At 63.2% G+C, this 26,269-nt stretch carries 30 protein-coding genes and 3 pseudogenes; 19 read left to right on the top strand and 14 right to left on the bottom strand.

From position 1 onward, the window contains the following. A pseudogene (locus tag ACVWY0_RS16120) lies at positions 1–146 on the bottom strand (IS1380 family transposase); the annotation flags it as partial. A 126-nt stretch (positions 147–272) separates the two neighbouring features. Between ACVWY0_RS16120 and ACVWY0_RS16115 the strand changes: the two are divergent. The 7 genes from ACVWY0_RS16115 (at position 273) to ACVWY0_RS16085 (ending at position 6,135) form a co-directional block, all read left to right on the top strand. Then, positions 273–725: a hypothetical protein gene (locus ACVWY0_RS16115; RefSeq protein ID WP_485837569.1), complete on the top strand. Its 453-nt coding sequence runs from the start codon at positions 273–275 to the stop codon at positions 723–725. A gap of 461 nt (positions 726–1,186) precedes the next feature. Next, the gene (locus tag ACVWY0_RS16110; RefSeq protein ID WP_485837568.1) at positions 1,187–1,612 is read left to right on the top strand and encodes an SRPBCC family protein; all 426 of its coding nucleotides are present in this window, start codon (positions 1,187–1,189) and stop codon (positions 1,610–1,612) included. A 225-nt stretch (positions 1,613–1,837) separates the two neighbouring features. Next, on the top strand, positions 1,838–2,344 hold the full coding sequence (locus ACVWY0_RS16105; RefSeq protein ID WP_485837567.1) for a hypothetical protein: 507 nt from the start codon (positions 1,838–1,840) through the stop codon (positions 2,342–2,344). 36 nt (positions 2,345–2,380) lie between these two features. Next, complete coding sequence (locus ACVWY0_RS16100; RefSeq protein ID WP_485837566.1) at positions 2,381–2,992, top strand: tyrosine-type recombinase/integrase; 612 nt, start codon at positions 2,381–2,383, stop codon at positions 2,990–2,992. After that, a complete protein-coding gene (locus ACVWY0_RS16095; RefSeq protein WP_485837565.1) occupies positions 2,989–4,638 on the top strand; it encodes a tyrosine-type recombinase/integrase in 1,650 nt (549 codons plus the stop codon). The genes ACVWY0_RS16100 and ACVWY0_RS16095 overlap by 4 nt, the downstream gene beginning before the upstream one ends. After that, entirely contained in the window at positions 4,635–5,183 is a 549-nt protein-coding gene (locus ACVWY0_RS16090) for a DUF6262 family protein (protein WP_485837564.1), read from the top strand. The genes ACVWY0_RS16095 and ACVWY0_RS16090 overlap by 4 nt, the downstream gene beginning before the upstream one ends. Before the next feature lie 385 nt (positions 5,184–5,568). Next, on the top strand, positions 5,569–6,135 hold the full coding sequence (locus ACVWY0_RS16085; RefSeq protein WP_485837563.1) for an META domain-containing protein: 567 nt from the start codon (positions 5,569–5,571) through the stop codon (positions 6,133–6,135). Between the two features lie 994 nt (positions 6,136–7,129). On the opposite strand, the gene ACVWY0_RS16080 is transcribed toward ACVWY0_RS16085, so the two are convergent. Together ACVWY0_RS16080 and ACVWY0_RS16075 are read right to left on the bottom strand one after the other, a co-directional pair. Next, the gene (locus tag ACVWY0_RS16080; RefSeq protein WP_485837562.1) at positions 7,130–9,913 is read right to left on the bottom strand and encodes a phytase; all 2,784 of its coding nucleotides are present in this window, start codon (positions 9,911–9,913) and stop codon (positions 7,130–7,132) included. Between the two features lie 147 nt (positions 9,914–10,060). Beyond that, positions 10,061–10,246 carry a hypothetical protein gene (locus tag ACVWY0_RS16075; RefSeq protein ID WP_485837561.1) on the bottom strand — a complete coding sequence of 62 codons (186 nt, stop codon included), beginning with the start codon at positions 10,244–10,246 and terminating at the stop codon, positions 10,061–10,063. On the opposite strand from ACVWY0_RS16075, the gene ACVWY0_RS16070 reads away from it, so the two are divergent. Next, complete coding sequence (locus ACVWY0_RS16070) at positions 10,178–10,594, top strand: AAA family ATPase (protein ID WP_485837573.1); 417 nt, start codon at positions 10,178–10,180, stop codon at positions 10,592–10,594. The two genes, ACVWY0_RS16075 and ACVWY0_RS16070, sit on opposite strands and share 69 nt — an antisense overlap. Positions 10,595–10,721: 127 nt before the next feature. Then, positions 10,722–11,336: a recombinase family protein gene (locus ACVWY0_RS16065; protein ID WP_485837560.1), complete on the top strand. Its 615-nt coding sequence runs from the start codon at positions 10,722–10,724 to the stop codon at positions 11,334–11,336. 70 nt (positions 11,337–11,406) lie between these two features. Here ACVWY0_RS16065 and ACVWY0_RS16060 read toward each other — a convergent pair whose 3' ends face one another. The 4 genes from ACVWY0_RS16060 to ACVWY0_RS16045 form a co-directional block, all read right to left on the bottom strand. Beyond that, positions 11,407–12,057 carry a nuclear transport factor 2 family protein gene (locus ACVWY0_RS16060; RefSeq protein WP_485837559.1) on the bottom strand — a complete coding sequence of 217 codons (651 nt, stop codon included), beginning with the start codon at positions 12,055–12,057 and terminating at the stop codon, positions 11,407–11,409. A 277-nt stretch (positions 12,058–12,334) separates the two neighbouring features. Beyond that, the gene (locus ACVWY0_RS16055; protein WP_485837558.1) at positions 12,335–12,640 is read right to left on the bottom strand and encodes a putative quinol monooxygenase; all 306 of its coding nucleotides are present in this window, start codon (positions 12,638–12,640) and stop codon (positions 12,335–12,337) included. Positions 12,641–12,773: 133 nt separating this feature from the next. Continuing rightward, positions 12,774–13,100, bottom strand: coding sequence for a GYD domain-containing protein (locus ACVWY0_RS16050; RefSeq protein ID WP_485837557.1), 327 nt, complete (start codon positions 13,098–13,100; stop codon positions 12,774–12,776). 256 nt (positions 13,101–13,356) lie between these two features. Next, entirely contained in the window at positions 13,357–13,653 is a 297-nt protein-coding gene (locus ACVWY0_RS16045; RefSeq protein WP_485837556.1) for a hypothetical protein, read from the bottom strand. Between the two features lie 304 nt (positions 13,654–13,957). Here ACVWY0_RS16045 and ACVWY0_RS16040 point away from each other — a divergent pair. Then, positions 13,958–14,098, top strand: a pseudogene (locus ACVWY0_RS16040) (IS256 family transposase); the annotation flags it as partial. Positions 14,099–14,103: 5 nt separating this feature from the next. Here ACVWY0_RS16040 and ACVWY0_RS16035 read toward each other — a convergent pair. The 3 genes and pseudogenes from ACVWY0_RS16035 to ACVWY0_RS16025 form a co-directional block, all read right to left on the bottom strand. Continuing rightward, entirely contained in the window at positions 14,104–14,535 is a 432-nt protein-coding gene (locus ACVWY0_RS16035) for an SRPBCC family protein (RefSeq protein WP_485837555.1), read from the bottom strand. 218 nt (positions 14,536–14,753) lie between these two features. Further along, positions 14,754–16,092, bottom strand: a pseudogene (locus tag ACVWY0_RS16030) (IS1380 family transposase). 132 nt (positions 16,093–16,224) lie between these two features. Beyond that, a complete protein-coding gene (locus ACVWY0_RS16025; protein WP_104060850.1) occupies positions 16,225–16,881 on the bottom strand; it encodes a DUF8185 domain-containing protein in 657 nt (218 codons plus the stop codon). 63 nt (positions 16,882–16,944) lie between these two features. On the opposite strand from ACVWY0_RS16025, the gene ACVWY0_RS16020 reads away from it, so the two are divergent. Continuing rightward, a complete protein-coding gene (locus ACVWY0_RS16020; RefSeq protein WP_252599541.1) occupies positions 16,945–17,925 on the top strand; it encodes an acyl-CoA thioesterase in 981 nt (326 codons plus the stop codon). A gap of 103 nt (positions 17,926–18,028) precedes the next feature. On the opposite strand, the gene ettA is transcribed toward ACVWY0_RS16020, so the two are convergent. The 4 genes from ettA to ACVWY0_RS16000 all read right to left on the bottom strand — a co-directional run bounded on the left by ettA (position 18,029) and on the right by ACVWY0_RS16000 (position 21,574). Beyond that, entirely contained in the window at positions 18,029–19,711 is a 1,683-nt protein-coding gene (ettA, locus tag ACVWY0_RS16015; RefSeq protein ID WP_058932192.1) for an energy-dependent translational throttle protein EttA, read from the bottom strand. A 46-nt stretch (positions 19,712–19,757) separates the two neighbouring features. After that, entirely contained in the window at positions 19,758–20,315 is a 558-nt protein-coding gene (locus ACVWY0_RS16010) for a DUF6993 domain-containing protein (protein WP_485837554.1), read from the bottom strand. Between the two features lie 108 nt (positions 20,316–20,423). Continuing rightward, positions 20,424–21,005, bottom strand: a complete 582-nt coding sequence (locus ACVWY0_RS16005; protein ID WP_485837553.1) for a single-stranded DNA-binding protein — start codon at positions 21,003–21,005, stop codon at positions 20,424–20,426. A gap of 248 nt (positions 21,006–21,253) precedes the next feature. Then, the gene (locus ACVWY0_RS16000; protein WP_485837552.1) at positions 21,254–21,574 is read right to left on the bottom strand and encodes a helix-turn-helix domain-containing protein; all 321 of its coding nucleotides are present in this window, start codon (positions 21,572–21,574) and stop codon (positions 21,254–21,256) included. 136 nt (positions 21,575–21,710) lie between these two features. Between ACVWY0_RS16000 and ACVWY0_RS15995 the strand changes: the two genes are divergently transcribed. From ACVWY0_RS15995 to ACVWY0_RS15960, 8 genes are all read left to right on the top strand, one after another. Then, positions 21,711–21,920 carry a hypothetical protein gene (locus tag ACVWY0_RS15995; RefSeq protein ID WP_485837551.1) on the top strand — a complete coding sequence of 70 codons (210 nt, stop codon included), beginning with the start codon at positions 21,711–21,713 and terminating at the stop codon, positions 21,918–21,920. Between the two features lie 142 nt (positions 21,921–22,062). Next, positions 22,063–22,596 carry a hypothetical protein gene (locus ACVWY0_RS15990; protein ID WP_485837550.1) on the top strand — a complete coding sequence of 178 codons (534 nt, stop codon included), beginning with the start codon at positions 22,063–22,065 and terminating at the stop codon, positions 22,594–22,596. After that, positions 22,593–22,904, top strand: coding sequence for a hypothetical protein (locus ACVWY0_RS15985; protein ID WP_485837549.1), 312 nt, complete (start codon positions 22,593–22,595; stop codon positions 22,902–22,904). Before ACVWY0_RS15990 ends, ACVWY0_RS15985 begins: the two co-directional genes overlap by 4 nt. After that, positions 22,901–23,101: a hypothetical protein gene (locus ACVWY0_RS15980; protein WP_485837548.1), complete on the top strand. Its 201-nt coding sequence runs from the start codon at positions 22,901–22,903 to the stop codon at positions 23,099–23,101. Before ACVWY0_RS15985 ends, ACVWY0_RS15980 begins: the two co-directional genes overlap by 4 nt. Continuing rightward, a complete protein-coding gene (locus ACVWY0_RS15975) occupies positions 23,094–23,531 on the top strand; it encodes a hypothetical protein (protein WP_485837547.1) in 438 nt (145 codons plus the stop codon). The genes ACVWY0_RS15980 and ACVWY0_RS15975 overlap by 8 nt, the downstream gene beginning before the upstream one ends. After that, positions 23,528–24,982, top strand: a complete 1,455-nt coding sequence (locus ACVWY0_RS15970) for a ParB/RepB/Spo0J family partition protein (protein WP_485837546.1) — start codon at positions 23,528–23,530, stop codon at positions 24,980–24,982. The genes ACVWY0_RS15975 and ACVWY0_RS15970 overlap by 4 nt, the downstream gene beginning before the upstream one ends. Beyond that, positions 24,979–25,425: a hypothetical protein gene (locus ACVWY0_RS15965; RefSeq protein WP_485837545.1), complete on the top strand. Its 447-nt coding sequence runs from the start codon at positions 24,979–24,981 to the stop codon at positions 25,423–25,425. The genes ACVWY0_RS15970 and ACVWY0_RS15965 overlap by 4 nt, the downstream gene beginning before the upstream one ends. Further along, on the top strand, positions 25,422–26,240 hold the full coding sequence (locus ACVWY0_RS15960) for a hypothetical protein (protein ID WP_485837544.1): 819 nt from the start codon (positions 25,422–25,424) through the stop codon (positions 26,238–26,240). The genes ACVWY0_RS15965 and ACVWY0_RS15960 overlap by 4 nt, the downstream gene beginning before the upstream one ends. Positions 26,241–26,269: the final 29 nt, after the last annotated feature.

The raw sequence follows: 26,269 nt of genomic DNA, 5'->3' as shown, positions 1-26,269 counted from the left end.
TGCAGGACGATTTTCCTTGCCGATGTCGAGATGCGGGCGGGGATGGTGATGAGTTTGCGGCGGATGGTGCCGCTGCGCGCTTTGCCCATGTCGCTGCCGGTGAGGGTGCCGATGGCGCGCGAGAGGTTGAACGCGATGGTCCCTAACGGAACGATTTGAGAGCTCTATACGGGACACACATTACGGACGGGCCAGTACAAAATCGCGGTGCGTCTCAAGCCTCATGACTTGTCCCCTTGGTACCGTGGCATAACGGCAGCAAGGGGGATGAAGTGGGTAATTTTGAGACGTGCGTCTATGAATCAGGTTCGTGGTCGGACGATGAAGCTGCCGACGAGTGGCAGCTTCGAGTTTCCGTTCATGACAGCGATATTGCGACCGTGGACTACCGGCCCTCGGAGTGCGCCACGGTCCGTTTCTATTTAGGCTTCCAGCCCCGGGATTACTTCAAGGACCCTACTGCCAGCGACCCGGTCGATCTGAGGGCCGAAGCTGAGTGTTTTTCGGTCTGGGCATCTACTGTTGCAGGCCGGGACGTCCCTGCCGAGGAGCTGACGGCAATGATGGCCGCCGAGGACGTTGTCGAACCCGACGATGTCTTTGTGGAAGAGGCCGTGATCCGGCTCCTCACTCGTCTAGGTCTGGCATTACCTGATTACCATGAATGGCAAGCCGCCGGATTCCCCGCCCCCAGGTGCGAAACGCACCACCGCCCGGTGGCGTAACCCCGCCACCAAGTACGCCGCCGCCAAGTACACCGTCAAATCCCGGCAATACCAAAAACTGCGGTGACTTCTCCACATGGTCGGCCGCCCAGAACTGGTTCGACACGTACTACCCCTATTACGGAGACGTGGCCCAGCTTGACTCCGACGGCGACCGCATCGCGTGCGAGAGCCTTCCCGGCGCACCGTCACAAGCAACGAAAACTGGAAAGGAGCCCACCAGGCTGGTGGGCTCCTTTCCAGTTTTGCAATCGTCCCATTTCCTTGGTTCTATGGGGGTCCGAATCGCCTGTGGTGGACTGTGGCACAAGCTTGATCGCTTGATTGGTGGACGACGGGTTCTCTCCGTGTGTCGGTCAGGTGTTTGACGCCTGGGGGCTTGCCTAGTTTGGGAGCGAAATCCCCCATCCCGGACGTATACTGCCACTATCTATTCAGCACGATGAATCGCCAGGCCAGTCATGAAGCTTGAGCTCTCCACCGTTATCGACAGGCCCCCTACCGTGGTCTTTGACTTCTTCGCCGTGAATCACGTGCACAATCATCCACGTTGGGACCCGCACATGGAACTCGAGCAGGTAACCACGGGACCGGTTGGCGTCGGTACACGCATCAAACGTCGGAACACACGATTCGGGACACCGATCGAGGGCACGATGGATATTGTTGAGTTTGAGGCTGACCGGTCCTTCGGGGCCGAGATCGTTGATCAAACCCCTAATGGGCCAATGGAAATCCGTTCCCGAGCGACGTTGGAGCGCCTAGACGAGTCCGTCACCAAGCTGACTTTCCACTTGGACATTCCGGCCATGACTGCCCCACTGGATTCCAGCATGATCGAGGGCAGCCTCCGCAGGATCAAGGAACTCGTGGAGACTGAAACCTAGCTCGCTACTCCGAATTCCCGGCTACACGTGCACGTCGAGCCGGCGTGCTGCTTCTGAGATGGAGCCCGTAAGCGACGGGTATACCGAAAATATGCCGTCCGCTTCACGGTTCCTGGCATGTCTGGATTCGTCTGCCGATCGCTTGATTGGTGGACGACGGGTTCTCTCCGTGTGTCGGTCAGGTGTTCGCCGTTATGGCGCCCATGATTGGTATAGGAGATGACTATGCGAACTTTTCCGGTCCAGATGCCTTCTGGAATGCGCTACTGGACAGTGATCGGCGAAGACCTGCTGGTCATGTCTGTGGCGGATGCATATCTGCGGTATTTACGGTTCGGGCGTGATGCTGCCGAGTCGACCACAAAGAGTTATGCGGGCGCGGTCGCACTGTATCTGTCGTGGTGCGCGGCCACCGGGCAAGACTGGCGGGCCGCTGCGGCGAAGATGCCGGCGTTCGTGTTGTGGCTCCGCCACTCCCCGTCGCAGCCGGGGACAACGACCGGCGGTGCGGTCGTGCCTGCGGTCCGAGGACCGCAGCGGATCAACTGCGTGCTCGCGGGGGTACGGGGTTTTTTGGCCTTCGCGGTGGATCACGGGGACGCTCCGAGAGGGGTTCTTGGTCATCTTTATGAGCTTGCCAATAGCCGGGATCTGCCGGCTGAGGCGCGCGGCGAGGACGGCGTCTGGAGGCTGCGGATGAAGGCCCGGCACCGGGTTCCGGCTATCAGGTAACGGCCTGACCGGGCCAGCGATGACGCAGCTCTCGCGTTGCTGAGGGTATGCCTCTCCGCGCGTGACCGGCTGCTGGTGATGCTGCTCGCGCGGGCGGGGTTGCGTCGCGGCGAGCTGGTTGGACTCCGGCGCGAGGACGTTCATTTTTTGGTCGACTCATCGTCCTTGGGCTGTAGCTTCCCCGGATCTCACCTGCACGTGGTGCGGAGGCAGAACACCAACGGCGCGTGGGCAAAATCGCGGCACTCCCGGATCGTCCCGGTGGATTCACTGGTCGTGTATGCCCACGACCAGTACTTCACCGAGAGAGCCATGAATCCCGCGGCAGGTGAGAGCGATTTCGTGTTCGTGAACCTGTTCCGGGCACCTATCGGCGCGCCGATGACTCCCGCTGCGGTAAACGAATTGCTTGCCGGGGCCTCCCGCCGCGCGGGTCTGAATCCGGCCGTGCACCCGCATGCGCTGCGTCATGGGTTTGCCAGCAACGTCCTGGACGCCGGCGGGAGCATCGACGAGGTCCAAGAGCTACTCGGCCATGCCTCGATCAGCTCGAGCCAGGTGTATCTCCATCCGGCACCGGAACGGTTGCGCGCAGCGGTGGAGCGGGTAGCCCGGCCCACCACGACACCCGGGAACGTGACCAGGTGACCGCGGTGCCAGCCCGTGCTCTGGTCACGTCGACGCATGATGACCAGCTGGAAGCAGAACAGGCCAAGGACATCTGGGCGATGTCCCTGTTTGGCCACAGCGGGCGGCTGGACTTCACGGCGATCAGCCAACCCTGGTTACGCGAGGGTACGAAACGGTGGGCCATACACGACCTGATACGTCGTCGGGGCGAGGGCGCCACCACGGTGCTGAGAGCCCACGTGGCGGCATTGGCGGGGCTCTCAGAGAGCTTGCGCGCCCATCGAAGCGACCGCGGCCTGATCATCCGTGACCTCGGCCGCCCTGACATTGAGTTGTTTCTGCAGCGACTCGCCTACCTGGAGCATTGCGAGAAGATCACCGCGTTGTCCCGATCCCTGAGCTGTCGAAAGGCTCATCATGCGCTGCGTCAGATGCGGCTGCTCGGCCTGACCCGGGCCGGTGACCCGCTCAGCGGGCTGCCTGACGACTTCGCGTTCCGCCGCGAGGACATTCCCCGGCGCCCCGACCGGCAAACTCCAAACCGGTCGCTGCCTCCCGAGATCCTCACCCAGCTCTGCGATGCCCTGCCGCTGCTGCGTACGCGCGTGCCCAAAGGGTTGGCTGTTGCGATCGAGTTGCTCATCGACACAGGCCGCCGGCCCGGCGAGATCCTGAACCTGCCTTGGGACTGCATAGACCGCGACCACGACGAGAACTATGTCCTGGTCTACGACGACCTCAAGAACAACAGGCCGGGCCGGCGGCTTCCGATCACCCAGGCGACCGCCGAGCTAATCACCACCCAACAGAAAGCAATCCGGGAGCGGTTCCCCGACAGCAACCCGGCGTCCTTGGTTCTGCTGCCCTCTGACGAAGACCCGGACGGCCGGCGTCCGATGGCCCGGCATCGCATCGGCCGGGCCCACCGCGGCTGGATCGCTGCGCTGCCCTCTCCTCTCCGGCGCTCCGACGGCAGCAGCTACGACCTGACCACGATCACGCCCTACTCCTATCGACACACCTACGCGCAACGGCATGCCGACGCCGGCGTCGCGCTCGATGTACTCGCCGAGCTGATGGGCCACGAGCTGTTGAGCTCGACCCAGGCCTATTACCAGGTCGGAGAGAAACGCCGCCGTGCCGCGGTCGACCGGCTCGCTGACCACCGGTTCGACCGGCACGGCAACCACCTCTGGCGAGACGCCCAAGCTCTACTCGAAGACGAGCACGCGCGCCACACGCTCGGCCAGGTATCGGTGCCATACGGCAACTGTCACGAACCCTCTAACGTCCAGGCAGGGGGTGGCTCCTGTCCATTCCGGTTTCGCTGCGTCGGCTGCGATCACTTCCACACCGATCCTTCGCACCTGCCCGAGTTGAAGGCATACCTGCATGACCTGCTCCGTGACCGCGAACGCGTGCTGGCCACCACCGATCTCGAAAACTGGGCCAGAACAGAAGCTTTACCCTCAGAGGAGGAAATCTGCCGGGTGAAAGAACTTGTGCACCGGGTCGGGGAACACCTTGAACAGCTCGCCCCCGCCGAACAAGCCGACATCGCCGCCGCCATTTCGGCCGTTCGGCGCACCCGCCAGGTGACCAGTCTGGGTATGCCCGCGATCAGGGGCAAGCCCGATCCCAGCGCGGGACTGGAGAGACCGTGAACAACAACACCAACGGCATCGCCGCGGCCCGGCAAGCCCACAGCACAAGATGCCGGCAACGTGTCCTCGCCGCGCTCGAGCAAGCTATCCATCTGGGCACCGAAATAAGCATCTCCGCGATCGCCCGCCGCGCCGGGGTGGACCGCAGCTTCCTCTATCGCCACCGCGACCTTCACGCCGCGGTGCTTCTCAAGGCCGCCGAACCAACCACCGCAAGGACCGGAGGACCGAGCGTCAGCAGGCCATCCCTCATTGCCGACCTGGCCAACGCTCATGACCGCATCACCCGTCTGTCCCGCGAAAACACCCAACTCCGCCAACGCCTGTCCGAGCATCTCGGCGAACAGGTGTGGCGGGAGTCCGGCCTCGGTGCCCCCGACGATGTCGACCGTCTCCACCGACGCGTCACCGAACTGGAACAACACACCGCAGAACAACGCCGACGACTCTCAGAACGCGACGACGAGCTCGACGCGGCACGGGCCGCCAACCGCGAGCTCATGACCAGGCTCAACCGACCACACCCCGACGGGTGCAATCACTAGGCCCACACTCCTGTGGCCCACGCCAGAGTGGCGCCCGACGACGCCTGACCTGCACAGTCGAGGCCTGTTCCTTGCCGGAGTCCCGTCGGACCCCGAGGCGACCTGGGATGTCGACAGGCCGTGGGACGTTGCCGGAGTCCGACAAGCCTTCGGCAATGTCCTGCGGGTGGAGACGAACGCATGACTTCGTCTGTCTGGTGAAGGCGGGGCGGGGACCGGTATGGGGCGTTCGCGAAGACCAAGCCGCACTCGTGTCAGCCGTGCGCGGCTGCGGCTACAACAGTCAGCGGATTCACCTCTGGTGACACGGCCGCTGGCCAGCTTTCAAGACAAAGCCGCTGCGTGCGTATAGGCTCCCAGCAGCGTCCACGTTCAAGGGAGCACAATGAAGCGCACTGGGGTCTGGAACTATGGCGTTCCTCTCGTCTTGATCGGCACACTAATGACATCTTGCGGAGCCCAGACTTCGGACGGGCAAGGTCCTTCCGTATCGGCTCCTTCCTCGACCAGCCTCAGTCTCGCCCCGACCATCCCTGTGACTTCCGCTACCTCCCCGACCAGCTCCACCCCGCCCCAGGAAACATGTGCGGCGTTCCTGCCATCGGCCCCGTGTGCCATCTATACGAGCACTTCCGGAACGGCGGGTGGGAAGAATCTGCCGTGGGTGGCGTCGGGCAGCCTCAGGGTTCAGCTGAACTCCATAAACGGGGACCTTTACCTGAGCGTAAGGACCAACTGCGCGCCAATTAGCGGGCCAGTGGAAATCACCGGGAACACCATGACCGCCGGTGACCTTGCCATCGGCGCTATAGGGTGCCCGGAGGAGATCAGCCGGCAAGACCAGTGGGTCCTGGAATTCCTGAAACGTCCGGTAGAAATGACCTTCAGCCAGCACACCCTTCAGTGGAAGAGCGGAGCAGACACACTCAGCTTCAAGAGCGCTGATTCCTGAACAGCCGGAGGTGCCGTTGTCGTACTGGCCGGCGGGACTGCACCCGCGCGAGCTGATGACCCGACTCAACCGGCCACACTCCGACGGGCGCAAACACTAGGACCACACCTGTGGCTCACGCCCGAGCGGCGCCCGACGACGCCTGACCTGCACAAACGAGGAATGTTCCCTGCCGCAGTCACGTCGGACCCCGAGAGAACCTTGGAATTGGGACAGTCTGCACCGGAACTCATTTCTCGAAACTTCACTCGATGTCCGAAACCGCTACCGGTACTGTCGAATCCGGAAAGCCCACTGGTCCCCCATCTGGTGGCTTTCTTTGTGCCACATCCGCGTCTCATTTCCTTCGATATTCCACGGTCGGGCAGCAGCACCTCCCGTGATGGCAGGATTATCTCGCCGTGCCCACGACACCGTCAGTAGCCGCGGCTGAAGGCCGCAGCTAAGCTGGAATCCGTCACCCTTTTGAGCGTTACCGTGCTTCGGACGGGAAAGCATCATGCTCAAGTTCCTGCTGTGCAAGACGAATCTGCGCCACCAGTGGCATATCGAAACCACCGAGGATGGCGGCCGCTACAGGCGCTGCACACGTTGCGGTAAATAGAGTTCCTGGCCGTCGGCCTGGTCCCTGTTCTTCATCAAGAAGCAGGCCAAGGTCAACCTCGAAGCACCCAAGGATGAGGACCTAACCGGGGTCCGCTGACAAGCAAGCAAAAGGCGGGGTCCACTGGACCCCGCCTTTTGTTCTCCTAAGTGGTGCTCTGGTCGCCTCGGCGAAATCCCCTAGCCCGATTACGCGTCTTTACCGGTGTCCGCGCTTTTACTCTTCAGGTTCAACGGGGACGCCACCTTTCGATACGCAGACATCTGGACCCGACACGGTGCGGCATGGCGTCTGAGCATTCGGCACGCCAGCATCGTGCCGGCCGAGTGACCCGTAGATGGGACGACTGTTCGGCGCGCTGAGGCCTGAAGCTGGTCCAGCTGCGATTACCTACGGTTGTTGCAGTTGGAGCACCAGCCTTGGTGGAGTCGTAGTCTCTCTTGAGCCGAAGTCGGCCCCGTCGCTGCTGGTGGCGTTGATACCAAGCGACAGGATGCCGCCAAGCTCACCCTGCAGAGCTGACGCAGTCAGTGGCACTTCATAATTGGTGTTCGCCGTGACCGGTCCGAGACTGCCCAGCACGCTGCTGCCCAACGCCGGCCTTGTGCTGTACGTGAGGCCGCTCTCAGTCCACGTGTCGACCGTAACCAACCTGACGTTCTGCGTACCCAATGAGCCGCTGGTCGTCGCCCGCAGTTGGAGCTTCGCGCTTACGATCGTCTTTCCTGCAAGTGCCGACAAATCAAACTTCAGGTAGGCATTCTCCACCGGGCTGTTGTCGACTGCGAGCTTCGGCGCCGTCCCGTAGTTCGTCGTCGTCGCCGCGCTGGACACGTAGGTGTCCGCTGTGGCCGTCAACGTCACCGTCTCCGAGGGCGTAGTAGCCGCGGCTGTAGTGAAAGTCCACGTCTTAGCCACGACTGTGTTGCCGGCGGAATCTTTCGCTCCGCTGACCCTCGCGGTGTACTGCGTACCAGGTTTGAGATTGGCTGTGGGATCCAATGTGGCAGTGTTGTTGCTGAGGGTGACGACCGCATCCACAGGAGTGGTTGAAGTTCCCTCGGCCAGCGTGAACGTCGTGTTGTTGACCGTCGTCGAGTCCATGGCCTCCGAAAACGTAGCCGTGACATTTCCGGTGACCGCTGCGTCTGGTGCATTCTCTGCCGGAGTCACTGAGGTCACCGTGGGTGCGGTGGTATCCCCGGGTGGCGTCCCCGTGCCCGATCCCAACTGGAGCACCAGCTTTGGTGGGGTCGTAGTCTCTCTTGAGCCGAAGTCGGCCCCATCGCTGCTGGTGCCGTTGATACCAAGCGACAGGATGCCGCCAAGCTCACCCTGCAGAGCTGACGCACTCAGCGTCACTTCATAATTGGTGTTCGACGAGACGGGTCCGAGACTGCCCAGCACACTGCTGCCCAAGGCCGGCCTTGTGCTGTACGTGAGGCCGCTCTCAATCCAGGTGTCGTCCGTAACCAACCTGACGTTCTGCGTACCCGTTGAGCCGCTGGTCGTCGCCCGCAGTTGGAGCTTCGCGCTTACGACCGTTTTACCTGCGAGTGCCGACAAATCGAACTTCAGGTAGGCATTCTCCACCGGGCTGTTGTCCACTGCGAGCTTCGGCGCCGTCCCGTAGTTCGTCGTCGTCGCCGCGCTGGACACGTAGGTGTCCGCTGTGGCCGTCAACGTCACCGTTTGGGGCGCCGAGGTGTCGATTACCCAAGTTCGCTCCGCGGGAGTTGGGTCCACGTTGCCAGCCGCGTCGGTCGCCCGCACGGCGAAGACATGCGAGCCAACTGCGAGATCAGAGTATGTCTTCGGCGACGTACATCCTTCGAAGGCACCCCCATCCAAGGCACACTCGAATGTGCCAGGCTCCGTCGCGGTGAAGGTGAACTCGGCCGAAGTGCTGCCACTGGTCCCTGACGGACCACCTGTAATCGACGTATCGGGCGGTGTGGTATCCGGTCCGGGGACTCCTCCTCCGCCCTCTGCTCCTATTTGACGCGGGTCAAAAGTGGTGTCCACAAGCAGGCGGGGGCTGAAAGCATCGGCAATCTGCTGCCAGGAGACAAGCTTGTGGTTTTGGTTACCACTGTTACCGTTGCCCGCATCCGTGTTGTTGTGGTCCTGGCTCGTGAATAGTCCAGCGGGATAGGAAGGTCCGAGTGGGAAATTGGTGACATCAATCCCGTCTTGACCATTCACACCGTCGACGCCGCCTCCGGTGACGATCTTGAAGGAGCCGACGAAGGCGTTGTCACCGCGGTTGTAGATGACGAAGTTGGATCCACCCTGGCTCGAAACAATCAGATACCCGGTCCCCTGCCGACCATAATAAATGGCGGAGTTCTTGACGTTCTCCACTATTCGTCCACCGGTTGCCACGGTGCGATCCACGAGTGTCCGGGTTGAACCGTCCCCCGGCTCAGCTCCGTACCGCCACAAGCCGACTTTCTCCTCGGACACATAGACACGTTGCAGCTCATCATCTGCCGAAATGCCTTCGGAGCTGTCGCCGTTGTCGAAAGAACGCACGGCAGTCCCTCGAACCGATCCATTGGAGCCGTCCAACTCGAACTGGGTTACCACATTCGTATTGAAGTCATGCACAAAGGCGTAATACTTCCCGGAGACTGGGGAGTGATACATCCCGAAGCCGCGAGGCCTACCCGGGGTGCTGATGCGCCCCACCTCTGTCAGGGACCGATCCGCGACGTTCACCTTGTAGAATCGAACGCCGGTCGACTCCACATTCCTCTCCGTCACGCCGACGAGGGCGATGCGCTCACTGCCCAACGGAAAGTTGTACCGGAGATCGACGTTGTTCATACTGCCGTGCAGGTAGAAATGTAACTGGCGCCCCGACAGGTCGTAGACCCCCACGCCTCCGGTACTTAATTTGTCCGTACCGATCACCACGCTCTGCGACGGATCCGTGGGGTGTATCCAGATCGCGGTGTCGTCTGCCGCGTCACTAGAGCTCGGAACGGGTGTTGTCTCTGCCGACGGAGTCACGAGGACGTCCGCCGCATGCGCTTGCGGGGCGATGAGTACGTTGAGGCCTGCGAGGGCGGCAGCTAAAACCGCGACAAGCAGGAGCCGGAGCAGCGTGGGAGCGTGGCGCAAGGATCCGCCAGCCGCCTGCGTGCGTCGAAGACTAACAGTGTGAGCCATGGATTTCCTATCCGTTGGCCGGTGCGCTGCACGAAGGCACCGGACGTCCGATACGGACGCCCCCAGCAACATTCCGCGCCGTAGATGAATCCTACCCGCGGCCGGACCAGCCCAGAATAAGGCCAGGTACCCGAATATCGGCTGGCACTACCTGATTTTCTGCCCCCGGTACTTGGTTGCTGGCTTGAGAACTACGCCGAACACGGGCGCGTCGACCCATACGTTCACACCGAATCCCAGCACAGCGGGCAGACCGATCCACTCATCATCGACGAAGCCGACCGGCTCAAGACCACCGGCCTCGAGCAAGTCCGCGACTTCTACGACCGCCACAGCATGGGCGTCATCCTCATAGGCATGCCCGCCATCGAAAAACGCCTCGCCCGCTACCCCCAGCTCTACAGCCGCATCGGCTTCGCCCACCATTACCGAACCCTCAGCACCGAGGAACTCACCTTCGTCCTCACGAACCGCTGGCAGGAACTCGGCCTGAGTATCGGCCCCCAGGACTTCACCGACGCCGAAGCCATCGCCGCTGTCGCCCGCATCACCAACGGCAACTTCCGGCTCATCCAGCGCCTCTTCACTCAAATCACGCGCATCCGCGACATCAACCAGCTAAACAGCATCACCAAGGAAGTCGTCGAAGCAGCCCGCGAAACCCTGCTCATCGGCACCTGATCGCGCCATATAACGCCGCGAAATACACGCCAAATACCCCGGAGAATTACAGACATATTTTGATCCCAGCCCGATTTGGAATCACGTTGTCACTTAAACGAACGTATAAATAACAGAGGAGAAATCCGTGCTCGTCGGATACATGCGCGTCTCCAAGGCCGACGGTTCCCAGACCACCGATCTGCAGCGCGACGCACTCCTCGCCGCCTCGATCGATGCGGACGCCCTCTATGAAGACAAAGCCTCCGGGAAGAAGGACGACCGGCCCCAGTTGGCCGCCTGCCTCAAAGCCCTGCGCCACGGGGACACATTGGTTGTCTGGAAGCTGGACCGGCTCGGCCGGGACCTGCGCCACCTGGTCAACATCGTCCACGACCTGACCGAACGTGGCATCGGGCTGAAGGTCCTCACCGGCCAAGGCGCAGCCATCGACACCACCACAGCTTCCGGAAAGCTCGTCTTCGGGATCTTCGCAGCCCTTGCCGAATTCGAACGCGAACTGATCTCCGAACGCACCATCGCCGGACTCGTCTCCGCCCGGGCCCGCGGCCGCAAAGGCGGGCGCCCCTACAAGATGACCCCGGCGAAACTCCGGCTCGCCGCAGCTTCCATGGGACAGGCTGGAACCAAAGTCAGCGAACTCTGCACCGAACTCGGGATTACACGGCAGACGCTGTACCGGCACGTCTCACCCACCGGGGAACTACGCACGGACGGGGAAAAACTCCTCGCCAGGAACTAGGCGTTCCGCAATGGCCAAGGGGCCGGCCGGTTGCGGTTCATTCGACGGGTTTTTGTCCTTTCCGGCGATATTAGTCGGAAGCAAATGCTTTGCCGGGCTGCCGGCGGAGGGGCGGGCCAGGCGGGGGTTTCGTTCTTACGGTCCTGTGGCGGAGGCTCCCCGGAAGAGCAGCCAAATGAGAATGACAGATCTCTGGCCGGCGGCCGGCCGGTGCCGGGTTGGCGCGTCTGGGCCGCGGCAGGTCCAGCGTCCTCGCTGCGCGCACGCCGGGACATTTGGATCCCCCTGTTTTTGTGCAGATCGGCTCAGCCGGAGTAGATCCACCCAACCTCATCGTTGCCGACTCCGATCGAGGCGTGTGTTTGAACGAAGCGCCACGTGTCACCTTCGCGTGGAATACGGAACTCCATCGGGGCGAAACATGCCCGCCGTCGGGCAGGGTGATCGTGAGCCGGGTGGTCGCCCACCCCACGGTGCCCTCCTCAAAAGCCTCCGTGCCTTCAGGGGAAAACCTGGCGTGGCCCCCCCCGGCATTGGTTAGTTCACCACGCAGGAACTCCGCGACGGCCTCACCGCCACGAAGCCACTCGCCAGGGTCACTGCCGATCAGGCACGTGCCAGGGTTCGTCGAGATCAACGTGTCCACCACCGCCGCGTCGCCGCGTGTGGCTGCCTCGAACCAGCTCGCCACCAGAGCTTCCAATTCCGGAGAACGTTGCATGATCGGTCCCTTCCATCAGCAGTGCCCACGATGATTATGGCCCCCCGAGAAGAACCGCACAATCGGACCAAGCAGGCTTAGCAACATGCCCACGCCGACGTCGGTTGGGGGCCATGAATACTGCCCGCTTTCCTTTTCTGAACCCGACCGCCGAGGGGCGGGCGCGACGGCCTGTATAGAGGTCGTCTGCTGCCTGCGGGATGCCACGGGTTGGTGGATCAGCACGATCGCGTCGTAGAAGAACGACGGCTCGGAACCCACCAGGTTCTCAGGTCCCTCAGTTCCCCCAGTGCTCCGAGGAGGAGACGTGGAAGATCGTTGCTTCGGGTTCCGCCGCGAGGCACTGCTCAAATACTCCGAGCGCCCTCGCGACTTCGGGAAGCGATTCCTGTCGGTCGAGCGCAGCGCGGTCCTCGAACACCTCAGTCGCTATGAACACGTCGGGATCAGTCAGGTCGCGCCCGATGTCGAAGCTGATGACACCATCCAGGGCCCGGCTCGGCGTAAGGACATCTTTCAGCGCGGCCATGACCTCCTCCGCCCTGCCTGGCTGGGACCGCACCATGAAACGGATGAAGATCATCGGGCCTCCTCGCTTCGTAGAATTGGTACGCCCATCGGCGGGTGAGCGGATAGCATTTACGGCCACCGGCAGGCATTTCCGCCGACTGTCCGTGCCGTTTAGGCCTGGCCGGGGTGCAGGTGCGGTGGAAACCTCAGGTGCCGGGAGGCCGGTATTTGATCCCCTCGGCTTTCCGCAGGGCTTCCATCGTTTCGTCGACGGTCAAGAGCACTGTCGTTTCGAACGAGCTCAATGCGCCGCCTCCGCTGATCGCCAGGGCAACCGCCGCCATGGACACGTTGTCGGGAGCCTCCCATAAGTTATAGCCGTCGTGGGCGCCGAAGGCGTACCAGAATCCATGGAGTTTCCCGCCGACTGATTCGATGTAGTCCTGGGCTGCTTTTCGGCGGTCCTCGGGGTTGTTGATCAGCCTTGCCCAGGTCTCCGGTGTGTAGCTGAACTGCGACAGATAGAGCGGCATCGTCTCGTCCTTGCGTTCCTTGTCGGAAGTGCGGATTGACCCAGAATGGCAAAGTACTGGAGGCGGTCGGCGCAGTCGGAGTCGACGTCAGCCTGACTTAGACGCGGACCTCGAATCCTCGGTGTCCCGGGTCCCCGGTTCAGGGTTTGGCGTAGTCGGCGAATCCCCGTCTGGCCACTGAACCGTCAGAAGTCCCGAGAGCAACGCCGAAGGCAGCAAAGGCGGATGCCGGCTGGCGCCGGACTTTGGGGAGTGGTCATGCGTCTGCGCCCGGAGTGAAGTAATTGTGGGTGTCCAGATAGGTCACTTTCGGTGGCTCTGGGATTCCTGCCTCGGCGCTGAAGGGTCCTATCTGCTCTTTCGCGAAGGCGTCGTAGAGCTCCTTCGTCTGCCAGAGGTCCGTGACGAGTATCCCGTCGTCCGTGGCCGCCACCCAGTGTCCGAGGGCGCCGACAGGGCCGGGGCCTCCCGGGGTGAGCCCCATTTTGCCGATGACCTGGTCGTATTGCTCCAAGGTGGCACCGCTGAATTCCATGATGACTGCGACAGCCATGTCCTTCTCCTTACGGGCGGCAGGCCGCGAGGCGACGGCCGGCAACTGGTTGATACAGCACGGTCTACGCTCAACGAACGGGTCCGTCAATATATTGCGGGTACTGGGCGTGGTAGCCAAACCCGCGTCGCTGATGACCCAGCATGTCCCCGCCCCTTCGACCGGCTCTTCACCAAATTAAACGGGTCACGAAAATCAACGGACTCAGCACCATCGCCGACGGCGTCATTGAGCCCGCACGGTCATCCCTCGTCATCGGAATCGGGTAGAAACGCCAAACCGGGCTCTGAAAAACGGCCACGGCGAACTAACAGTCACAGCCCTGGGCATCACACAGCTATCCAAATCCCAGAACTCGGCCACAGCCGCTGACCTCGACGTCCAGGCCGAAGTGTTCCGTACCCGCCCGCTGGACGCCGGGCCGTGTACTTTCGTGGCCGACGACGATGTTCAGGATTCCAGCGCACGCTTGAGGTTCTGGACAAAAACCTTGTTTCGGCGGGGAACCATGAACGCCATCATCGGCGTCATGAGGATCCTGAGCCCGCCCGGTCGCATCTCGACCCCTCGCGTGAACCTCGTGCCCTCCGCGGCCGGCTCGACCGTGTAAGTGATCCGGGGCTGCAGCCCGGCGAAGTCGGCTCGATACTCGACACGCGCGCCGGGCTCGACGTCAAGTACCGTGAACGTGCCGTCGGTCTTGCCCATGAAGGGCTTGAATTTCAGGGCGTACGTCTTACCGACCACCGGAACCGGATCGGTCCCGGGAGGCACCGTGGCTATGTCAACATGCCAGTTCGGTTCATTGCGGAGGTCCGCGACATATTGGAAGACCTCTGCTGCGGTGCGGGCGATGACGACGCTCTCTGCAGATTTGACCATGACTGCTCCTCCGACAGGCGCCGTAGTCGGCGCCGGACGCGACCTGCCACCGGCTGGTGTGACTCCATGGTAAGGCCTAAGCCTCGATCCACCGGTGGGCTTTGTTGAGCGGAGTCGTTCAGATTTGATCTGAGTTTTCAGTCGAGGGCGTGACGAAGTTCCCGGCCTTGCTGCCGGTGGTGTTCCGTGGTCCTGGTTGCGCCGTTTTGGCTGGGTGGTCAGATGGCGGCGGCTCGCGGCGGGCCGCAGGCCGCCGCGAAGAGGTCTGACCACCCGGTTTCCCGGGGCCAGTGCGTGGGCAGCTGCAGGACGATTTTCCTTGCCGATGTCGAGATGCGGGCGGGGATGGTGATGAGTTTGCGGCGGATGGTGCCGCTGCGCGCTTTGCCCATGTCGCTGCCGGTGAGGGTGCCGATGGCGCGCGAGAGGCTGAACGCGATGGTCGCCAGCACGAGCCAGGCCGCGTTGGCGGTGAACATTCCCGACGGTAAGTGCGCCAGGGCACTTTCTTTGAGGTCCGCGTTGACATGCTCGATGATGACGTGTTGGCGGTGGGTCTTGTCTGCGGTGACGGTGTCCAGTGCGCTGGTGGTGAACAAAGCGTGGAAGCGGTGGGTGTCGAACAGGGTCGCTTGCCCGACGCCGGCCCTGGCATTTAGTTCCGGGATCCGCCGCACGACCAGGCGCCCTTCGATGCGCTCGGCTTTCTTCCTGCCCACGAAAGCGGTGAAGGCCACTTCGGCGACTTCCGCCGAGGAAATCCAGGCCCCGGTGGTTTCCTCGCGGATCGCGTCGGTGTACTGGATCGTGGTCCAGGCGTCTTCGGTGATGGTGGCGATGGCGCGTTTGACGGCCGGGTCCATCCGGGCGGTAATGGACACTTTCGCGCCGGCGCGGTGGGCAGCTGAGACGACCGCGTGGCCATAGAACGCGCTATCGGCGCGCAGCAACACCATTCCGGTTGCTGTCGCGCCGCGTAGTCGTTTCACGGTGGCGAGGACGTCACCGACGAACTTCCCCGCCCCACGTGAGGAGCCGGCGCTTCCCTTGCGCAGCCGGGCGCCAATGATGACCGGCGCCGCCGGTGGCGGTCGAAAGGATCCCGATCAGCGCGTTCAACCCCCGGACCCCGGAGTAGCCATACCCCGAGCCCTGTTTCTGGTAGCCGTGGACTTCCTTGATGGTGTCGTCGATATCGACCATGGCGTAGTCATCGACACCGGAGGCGATCGGGGCCATGGCGGCGAGTTTCACCAGCCACCGGGCGGCGACGGCGTCGAGTTGGCGGACATGGCCGAAGGTGAACGCCAGCAGGAACGATCCCAACGTCGACGGGGCATAAGCGCCAGCGAAAAGTTTCTTCATCCCGCCGTGACGCATCAAGGCCATGTCATCGATGGAATCGGCGCCGGCGACCATGCCCGCGACCAGCGCCGTAACTTTCAACCCAGCGTTGGCACCGACGTATCCGGGCAGTGTCAGCCACTGATCAGCGAGTTCACCCAGACCGGTTTTCACCGCCAGTGCCATCGCCGGGACGAGGCCTGCCGCCGACATGAGATTCGCATCGTCGAAAGTGGCTGACAGGTGCGTGGATCTATGGAAAAACGCCGCTACAACCTCAACCCGACCGGTGGATCGAGGCTTAGCGCGCGCGACGACACGCGTACGACGGCGGCTGGCCGGGTTCTAGAGGCCGCTGCCGGTGCGTGCCAGGACGTGGCCGCGTGGACCACTGAGGCGGAACCAACGGCCCGCCCGGTACAGCTTCTGGTCCGCGTCTGCGAGGAATCCCAGGGTGAGGGCCGCGAAGGCGGCTCCTGCCGGAAGGCCGGAGTCATCAAGGGCCCTGCCCCACACAGCGGCGCGTGCGTTGTTGACGATCAGCGCCCCCGGCTGGGCGGGCATGATGCCCGCCACTTCGGTGATGCCGGCTTCGGCCGCGCGCCGGAGTTCAGCATCCGACAACGCACCCACCAGTTCCCAGCCGGTGCGCGGTGCGCCGACGCCTGTCCACGATTCGGTGACGGTGGACGGCGGAACCGGCAGCTCGACGTCGTCCTCCCCTGCCCTGGCAAGCCGGTCAAGGACGGCTGAGAGCGGTACCGTCACGTCAATCGCGGAAGGTTCCGCCAGCGCCATGGTGCGCAGGCCCAGGATGGTGGGGGTGGATTCGCCCAGCAGGCGGGGCCGCAGAATGCACACGTAGGCCGCGAGAACGGAACCTGCGGCCTGAAGCCGGATGGCGCCGTCGTCGACCGTCTTGGCACGGGTGGTGAATGTTCGCAGATCGGCGAGATCACGCGGATCGGCGAACCGGAAGGACTTCGTAAGTAGGTCAGACACATTAAGAACACTACCGGCTGAAGCTTGGTTGAGCAGCGGCGGGGCGACGTCTAGAGTCAATCCATGACTGAAGCCGAAACCGGACTGCTGGCGCCGCCCAGCGGCGACCCCACCGAAACGCTCATCCAGCTCCTTGACCTTGGTGAGCTTGAGGGCGCCCGGACGGATGAGGACATCTTCCTTGGCCCATCGCAGCAGCAGCCCCGGCAGCGTGTGTTCGGCGGCCAGGTGCTGGCCCAGTCGCTGGTCGCTTCCATGAGGACGGTGGACCCGGAACGGTTTGTCCATTCCATGCATGGCTATTTCCTCCGGCCCGGCGACGCCAACAAGCCCATCACGTTCGGTGTCCAGCGCCTGCGTGACGGCCGGTCCTTTTCGGCGAGGCGTGTCCATGCCTACCAGGAAGGGGTGCCCATCCTTTCGATGATCGCGTCCTTCCAGGACCTGGACGAAGGCCTCGACCACGAATCCAAGATGCCCGCCGGCATTCCCGATCCTGAGTCGCTGCCGAGCACGGCCGACCTGCTGGGCAAGTTCGACCACCCCATCGCCCAGCATTGGGCTTACGAGCGGCCCTTTGATATCCGGCACGTCGACCCGCCGCTCTACGTTTCGGCCAAAGGCAAGAAGGAGGCCCGGAACGCCGTCTGGATGAAGACGTTTGGGCCCATGCCCGATGATTCAAACCTGCACCGGGCCGCCCTGGCCTACGCCAGCGACTACACGCTGCTGGAATCCATCCTGCGCCGCCACGGGCTGAGCTGGATCACCCCCGGCATGAGTGTCGCCAGCCTCGACCACGCCATGTGGTGGCACCGTCCCGCCCGCGTGGACGAATGGCTGCTCTACGTCCAGGAATCCCCCAGCGCCCAGGGAGCCCGCGGACTCGCCACGGGCAAAATCTTCAACCGGGCCGGGCAGCACGTTGCCTCGGTGGCACAGGAGGGCATGGTCCGGGTTCCCACCGACCTGAAAAACAAAGTAGTTGGCGCGTTCCAGTCCAAAGTCTTGGAGCACCAGATCCGCAAGGCCGGGCGGAACTGAGGCTGAGCGGGCTGACTGAGCCGGCTGGCAGAGCGGGCTGACTGGCTTCGGCAGGCAGCAGAAAGGCCGGCACCCTTGACGGGGTGCCGGCCTTTCTTTGCGATCAGTCGCGGGTGAGGCGGCGGTGGGTCACGCGGTGCGGCTTGGCCGCATCGGGTCCGAGCCGCTCTACCTTGTTCTCCTCGTAGGATTCGAAGTTGCCCTCGAACCAGTACCACTTGGCGGGGTTTTCCTCGTCGCCTTCGTAGGCCAGGATGTGTGTGGCCACCCGGTCCAGGAACCAGCGGTCGTGCGATACCACTACGGCGCAGCCGGGGAACTCCAGCAGCGCGTTTTCAAGGCTGCTGAGGGTTTCGACGTCGAGGTCGTTAGTGGGTTCGTCAAGGAGCAGCAGGTTACCGCCCTGCTTGAGGGTCAGTGCAAGGTTGAGGCGGTTGCGCTCACCACCGGAGAGCACCCCGGCCTTCTTCTGCTGGTCCGGACCCTTGAAGCCGAAAGCGGCAACGTAGGCGCGGGAGGGCATTTCGACCTGGCCCACCTGGATGTAATCGAGGCCGTCGGAAACAACTTCCCACAGGGTCTTGTTCGGGTCGATGCCGCCGCGGCTCTGGTCAGCGTAGGAGATCTTGACCGAATCGCCGATCTTCAGCTCGCCGCCGTCGAGCGGCTCCAGGCCAATGATGGTTTTGAACAGCGTGGACTTGCCCACGCCGTTGGGGCCGATGACGCCGACGATGCCGTTGCGGGGAAGCGTGAAGGACAGGCCGTCGATCAGGGTGCGGTCGTCGAAGCCCTTCTGCAGGTTCCTGGCTTCCAGTACCAGCCCGCCCAGGCGCGGGCCCGGCGGGATCTGGATCTCTTCGAAGTCAAGCTTGCGGGTGCGGTCAGCCTCGGCAGCCATCTCCTCGTAGCGGGCCAGACGGGCCTTGGACTTGGTCTGGCGGCCCTTGGCGTTGGAGCGTACCCACTCGAGTTCCTCGGTGAGGCGCTTGGCCTGCTTGGCGTCCTTCTTGCCCTGGACTTCCAGGCGGGCACGCTTCTTCTCCAGGTACGTGGAGTAGTTGCCTTCGTAGGGGTACAGGTGGCCGCGGTCAACCTCTGCGATCCATTCCGCGACGTGGTCGAGGAAGTACCGGTCGTGGGTGACGGCCAGGACTGCGCCGGCGTAGCTGGAGAGGTGCTGTTCCAGCCACAGCACGCTCTCGGCGTCCAGGTGGTTGGTGGGCTCGTCCAGGAGCAGGAGGTCAGGCTTCTGCAGCAGGAGCTTGCAGAGGGCAACGCGGCGGCGCTCACCGCCGGAGAGCAGTGTCACGTCCGCGTCCGCGGGCGGGCAGCGGAGTGCGTCCATGGCCTGCTCAAGCTGGGAGTCGAGATCCCAAGCCTCCGCGGCGTCAATGGCCTCCTGCAGCTGACCCATTTCTTCGAGCAGCACGTCGAAGTCAGCGTCGGGGCTGGCCATTTCCTCGGAGATCTCGTTGAAGCGCTGGATCTTGCCGTAGATCTCGCCAACACCTTCCTGGACGTTGCCCAGGACAGTCTTTTCCTCGTTCAGTGGCGGTTCCTGCAACAGGATCCCCACGGTGTAGCCGGGGCTGAGCCGGGCCTCACCGTTGGAGGGGATGTCCAGTCCGGCCATGATCTTCAGGATGGTGGACTTACCGGCACCGTTCGGGCCAACAACACCGATTTTGGCGCCCGGGAAGAACGACATGCTTACGTTGTCAAGAATGAGTTTTTCGCCAACTGCCTTGCGGGCATTGGTCATTGTGTAGATAAATTCCGCCATGGTTCCAAATCTAGTGGGTTGGCGGGCTTAACTCACATTCGAGGCGTCAGGCCGCCGCTCCCACGAAGCACTTGCCGGTGGCCAGAACCGGCAGAACGATGACGGTGACGTTGCCGTCGCGGACCTGTCCCACCACGCATTTGGTGCCCTGCAACACTGCGGCTTCAACGGCGTCCGCTTCCAGCCCGGTGGGCGTCCGGCTGGCCGACACTTCAAGGGCCGCGGGGGCAATCCCGGCGCCGGTGAGGGCATCGGTCACCTGGGCTGTGGCTGGCTTTGGTGTCCCCGCCGCCAGCCGGCCCAGCGCATCCGTTACTGTCTGTTTCATGACCGCGATGGCCGGATCCTCCGCCGGGGACGTGGAGGCCGGCTGGGTGGAGCCCGTGGTGGCCAGCTCCGAGGGGGTTGCCACTCCGCCGGGCGTGGCAGCGCCCGTGCCGGTCTCCGTTGGGGAGCCGCCGGTGCAGGCTGCAAGCGCAAGAACCATCAGGAGGCTTCCGGCGAGCGCCGCGGGCGCCCGTCCCGCACGTGCCCCAAACCGCCGGGAACGGGTGGTCCGGCTGGTGATTGGGGTTGCCTGCCGGTTGTCCGTCGCGCGATTCATGCCGCCATTCTGCCACGCGGCCAAGCCTGGGACGGAACGGTCCCGGCGCGGGCGGACTGCCGGCACCGGGTCCGCCCGCGTTCCGTGCGGTATCCAACGCCAGCACTTTCAGACGGTGGATCCGGCGAGCTCGCCTGTTTCAGCGTCCACCGGGATGTGGTTGCCGTCTGCATCCTCGTGGAAGACTGCCAATGCTGCAGCGTCGTCGTCCGCGTGCTCCCCTTCCTCCGGGTCTCCTCCGTCGTCGTCAGGATCCGCGGGGCCGATGCCGCTGCCCTCCGCTGCCGCATCCTGCCCTGCCGCGCCGTTGTCTGAGACGAGGTGCAGTCCGGTGTCGCTGGTACGGATGTAGTTGGCCGAACCCCGCTTGAGGTCGTGCCCCACGGAATCCGCATCGATTTCGGCCGAATGGTAGACCCTGCCGTCTTTCTCCCAGCTGCGGAGCTTAAGCCGGCCCACGACGATGACGCATTGGCCCTTCTTGATGCTGCAGGCCATGTTCCCGGCAAGCTGACGGTAGCCCTGGACGTTGAACCAGTTGGTGTGGGTGTCCACCCAGGTACTGGTAGCGCGGTCAAAGCGCCGCGCCGTTGAGCCCAGGCGGAACGAGGCGGTGCCAACGCCGCCCGGAGTTGTGGAGGTCTTGATATCCGTGGCAACGAAGCCCCGGAATGTTTGGTAGTCGCTCATCGTCTTGTCCTGTCTCGAAAGGTAGTGCCTTAGCGGCAGAACCAGCTTCGCGCGGACGGCACCGGGCCGCGAGGGACAACTTCGCGTATGTGCACAACCCTGCCTGAAACCGCCCTGTTGAGGACAAGAGCTTGCAGCGGGTGACGCTGACGCGGCTGCACGTCGGGGCAATGTAGACTTTTTATGCGCCGGATTTATGGTCGTGGCGCCACGTGCCCCAGTAGCTCAGGGGATAGAGCAGCGGCCTTCTAATCCAAAGGCCCGCGATCTGAGACCGGCTCAAGTTTTGGGGAGTGAAGATTGCCTCCCGGATCAGACGGATGCATAGCCGAATCGGCCTTACCCGTCTTTAGCCATTCAACGTCGACGTCGCAGACGACCGCCCAAGCATTGATAACAAGCTTGCCCGGCATTGTGGCGCCTCGCTCGTAGTTGGAAACCGTAGCTCGGCTGATTCCGAGCTCAGCAGCAATGTCTGCCTGCTCAAAGTTCTTCAGTTCTCGTGCTAAACGCAGCCGGTCTTTCAACTGAAATTCCGGGGTTCGAGTGTGCATCGGTTGGGTGCTCATGAGTCAAAGCTATGTCACAGACAAAGCTTTGTCTACATTTCAAACTACAAACTTGCGTGTAATTCAAAACACGTGACCCATATCTTTCTTGTGGCAAGTCTTTGACATATGTCAAAGGTGCGCCTATCTTTGACACATGCCAACAACTGCACCTCGCCTGATCACCACGGCACAAGCGTCCAAGGTCTCAGGTAAGAACTGGCGAACCATCATCCGGCTAGTGGAGCGCGGCCAGCTAAGCCCCGCGCAAAAGCTCCCAGGCCTCCGTGGTGCATACCTCTTTGAAGTCAGCGACATCGAGGCACTGAAGCCGGCCGTCACTACCCCTGCTGCCGAATCCCCCTAATAGCCTCCGGGTTCATCCCAGGCAAAAAGAAGCGGCCCAGTGCATCTCGCCAAAGAATCTCACTGGACCGCCATTTGATAACCCAAGAGCCAGGCCCTTTGCATGGGGTCTCCTGGCTCTCGAATCAGAATCGAGTCTATCAATGGACGCTTCGAGTTCACAGGAAAAGATCACGGAACCGCCCCGGCACCTGTTCTTCGGTGTCGAGGACCGCCGCCTCGGTGGCCGTGCCGGGCTGGCTGATAAGTACCTCGGCATGGAGAAGGGCCGCCGGCACCAGCTCGCTGAGCACGTGATCAGCTCGGCCATCCAGGTGGCCAACGCCGTCCGCACGCTGCGGACCTTCGACCGGACCGGCAACGCCGACCAGGCACTCGACCACCTGACCGCCTCACTCGATGATCTGATCAAGCACACGCGCAACCTCACTGCCGAGGTAGAGCAGTCAGTCGATCGTTACGGCGACGGACTGGACCTCCTTGCCCACCGCGACGCGGAAGAAACCCGCTCCGCCCTCAATACCCCGGCAGCCGTCGAACCAACCCCCCAGGCCCAGACGGCTGCCGGCCCCAAACCTGGACCTAGCCCGATCGCCGTCGTGCACGTCCACAACCCGGCCGACGTCGCCCAAGTCAAGGCCAACCTCACCCGCGCTCTCGACAGGGTCTCCCGGTGAAGGCGCGGATGAAGCGCTTCGCCGTGGTCCAGCCGGTCGGGCACCGCCCGCTCAAGGACTACCCCGATCTGGAATTCCGCGACGCCAGGGAACTCTCTGACGGGATGACTACATGGCTCAAGTGGTTCTGGCAGAACAGGTCCAAAGCCGACGTCGACATCGACGCTTACCGCGTGGACGTGTCAGTGAAGTCCAAGACCGAGGGGCAGATCCTCCTCAACGGCGAGATCTGGGCAAACTACTCGCTGCACATCCACCGCGGAACACCCGAGTGGAACCAAGCCGCAACCGCCGGAGTAGTCCAGTGAGGGCCCCCACCGTGCGGGTCGGCCGGAATCGCCGCCGCACATTCCTATACCTCCCTCTCCTTGTCCTCGGTTCGCTCATGTTCGCCGCGTCCCTGGCTACCTTCCCGATCATCAACTCCGGCTACCTCGCCGGCGTCATCTTCCTTATAGCCGGCGCTGCCGGATTCATCCGCGAGACAGGACAAGACAATGACTGAACAGCCAGTCGAAACCGAAGAGCAGTTCCTCGGCAACGCCCCTGCGCAACGCCACGCGCTTGCAGGCGATCACGTGGACGGGATCCTGGCCCGCCACATCTTGCAGTGTGATGAGTGCGCCAGCTTCCGCAGACAAGCAGAGTTCTACCTCACCGACCAGGCAACGCTCCAGCACTACGCGCCAAACGCCCACCGGACCCCGTACAAGCTGTACAGCACCGTGGCTGCCGCCGAGCTTCCGGCCGCTGACGCCACGTTCATTACCAGGGCAAAGCAGGCGGACCTCTGGCTTGATGCCGAGGAGCAGGCCACGCGGGCGCTCGCGGAGATCCAGGACGGCAACATCAACGCCGGCATCGCCTGCCTGCAGGCCGCGCTCGCCTTCGCCCAGAACTACCGCCACTCACTGACCGAGGAAGTTGCCCGATGAACACCACGCTTGAGGAACTCCACATGGACCAGCTCGCGGTCCACCCGAAGAACGTCCGCCGCGATGTCGGCAACGTAGTGGAGCTGGCGAACAGCATCACGGAGCAGGGCATCCTCCAGCCCTTGGTAGTCGCCCCGTACCTCATCGACCAGGACTACGGCGAAGCGCTCCAGTACGTCATCATTGCCGGGCACCGCCGCCACGCCGCCGCGAAGCTCGCCAACGTTGATTCACTCCCCTGCGTCATCCGCGAAGACCTGGACACCGAACCGAAGCAGCTCGTCGCCATGCTGGTCGAAAACACCCAGCGCACCGACCTGACCGTCACCGAAGAAGCGGACGCCTACCAGGCGCTGCTCGAGTTCCCCGGCTACACCGTGAAGACCGTAGCCAAAGCCACCGGGCGCTCGCAGTCGACTGTCCGTAAGCGGCTCCTGCTGACCAAGCTGTCGGAGGAGGCTAAGGGCAGACTGGAGGACCAGACCCTGAACGTTGACCAGGCGCTCGTGCTGGTGGACTTCGCCGCTGATGAGGAAGCAACGGAGCGGCTGCTGGCCGCAGCGGAAAACGGACGCGACTGGAACTTCACCGTCACGTCGGAGATCCGGAAGCGGGATACCCCGGCCAAGGTCGCAGCTCTCAAGGCGGAACTGAAAGAAGCCGGCGCAGCGTACCTGCCGGAGAGCGACCGCTACACCGGCAAGTACCTCATGGTCCGCGAGACCGAAGACAACGAACTCACGCCGGCGGAGCACGTCGCCGCCGGCCACCTCGCGCTGGTTGATAAGAACTGGGGCAGGCTCGAATGGTATTCGAAGCCGACCCGGACGGCGCAGGCCAAGGTTGAGCTGACCGAGGAAGAGCTGGAAGCCAAGCGCCGCGACGCCGCCCTGACCGCAGCCCTCGACATCGCGCACGCCGTCCGCGCCGAGCACTTCAAGACGGTCATCAAGTCCCCGCCCGAAGGCGCAGCAGACGAAGCCCTGTACCGGCTCCTGCTCGACCACCTGCACTCACGGACCGCACTGTTCGCCGAGATCACCGGCCGCCCGGCAACCCCCGACGACGGACACGCAGAGATCAAAGCTGCGCTTGCCAACCTCGGCGTCGAACAGATGGCCCTACTCCTGCACCTCGCCGACAAGACCCGCGAAGACGACCTGCTGAAGCTCTCCGGCTGGGACGCCGGCGACTACCGCTTCAGCTGGGGCACCAAGGGCTGGATTGAAGACCTCGGCACCGTCTACCACTACGAACTGTCCGCCGTCGAACAGGAAGTCCTCGACCACTTCCAACAGGCCCACGACGCCCGCCTCGCCGAGATCGCCGCAGAAGACCAGGAGCAGGGCGAACCACTAACGGACCACGACGAAGACATCTGCTCAGGTGGCAAGACGATGTGCCATGAGTGCTACGCCGCTGGCGCTGACCATGAGGAAGTATCGGCATGAGTAACCACGGACTCACCCGCAACCCCGACAACGAACCCGTCTGCACCTGCGGATACTCCCCCGAAGTCCTTGACGACTACCGCCCTTGGGTCGGCGGGCGGCTCTGGCGAGCCAAGAAGGACGTCCTCGACCACGCCGAAGCCCTCAACGACTACGAAGCCCGCGTCGAAGCGCTCGCGTGGGCGCCGGTCGCCCTGCCCGAACCTACCCCGCTGCGCTCGCCGGATGCCCCGTTCACGGTCCGGGATGCGCTGTACCCACGGGCCGGTGTCCGGCAGACCGGGGACGGCCGGTGGCTTCTGTCCTGCTGGGACGGTGACCAGATCATCCACGTGATTGATGAGCCGGTCTTCGATGACCGTGTTACCGCCTTCGATTACGGATGGCTGACCATCGGCGCCTGCCGAGAGTCCGGAACGAACCTGAACGGATGGGCGGCATGAGCATCAAGGCATCCGATAACCCGGCGTGGCGCAAGCGGTGGAGGATTGAGAACGAGCGCGGCCTCAAACGGATTGTGGATCCAGACAAAGCACAGGACCACGTCCAGGCGATGGTTAGGGACCACGGCGTAAGCCTCCGCGGTATCGCCGAAGCAGCTGGGGTCAGCGCATTCATCATCAGCGACCTGAACCGCAACATCAAGCAGGCCATCCACCGGGACACCGAGAAGGCCATTCTTGCGGTCACCGCCGAGGCTGTGCTCGCCCGTCCGAACGCAGAGGGTTTCGTTCCGAACATCGGTGGCCGGCGCCGCATCCAAGCGCTGATGGCCATGGGTTGGCGTCACCAGGATCTCAAACCCATGCTCGGCCTGAACACCGCCAACATCGTCCACCAGCAGGGCGAGTGGTTCACCAAGCGGAAGCACGATGCCATCAAAGAGTTGTACGACCGGCTCTGGGACAAGCGCGGCCCGGCCGGCACGCTGAGCATCAACCGGATCATCAAAGCAGGGTACGCACCACCGCTCGCCTGGGACGACGAGACCATTGACGATCCCAACGCGGTTCCGGATTTCGGCGCCAAGGCACCCGGGCGGGGACCGGCGGCCGAGGGAACCGTGTCCAAGGCGGACACCTTGCTGGAAGACGTCGAGTTCCTGCTTAGTGAAGGTCTCACATGGGAGGCCATCACCGACCGGCTAGGAATCGTCCCCAAGTCGCTGGACAAGAACCTGCGCAGGCTCGACCGTGCCGATCTGATCCGCCGGGCAAAGACCATGACCGAGCGCCAGGCATACGCAAGGGCCTCGTAACCAAAGCCATGGCCAGGGACCGCGTCGTC

This window comes from Arthrobacter sp. UYNi723 (assembly GCF_054057635.1).
Note: the sequence above shows the minus strand (reverse complement) of the source record. Positions and strands in the feature narration are given on the sequence as shown.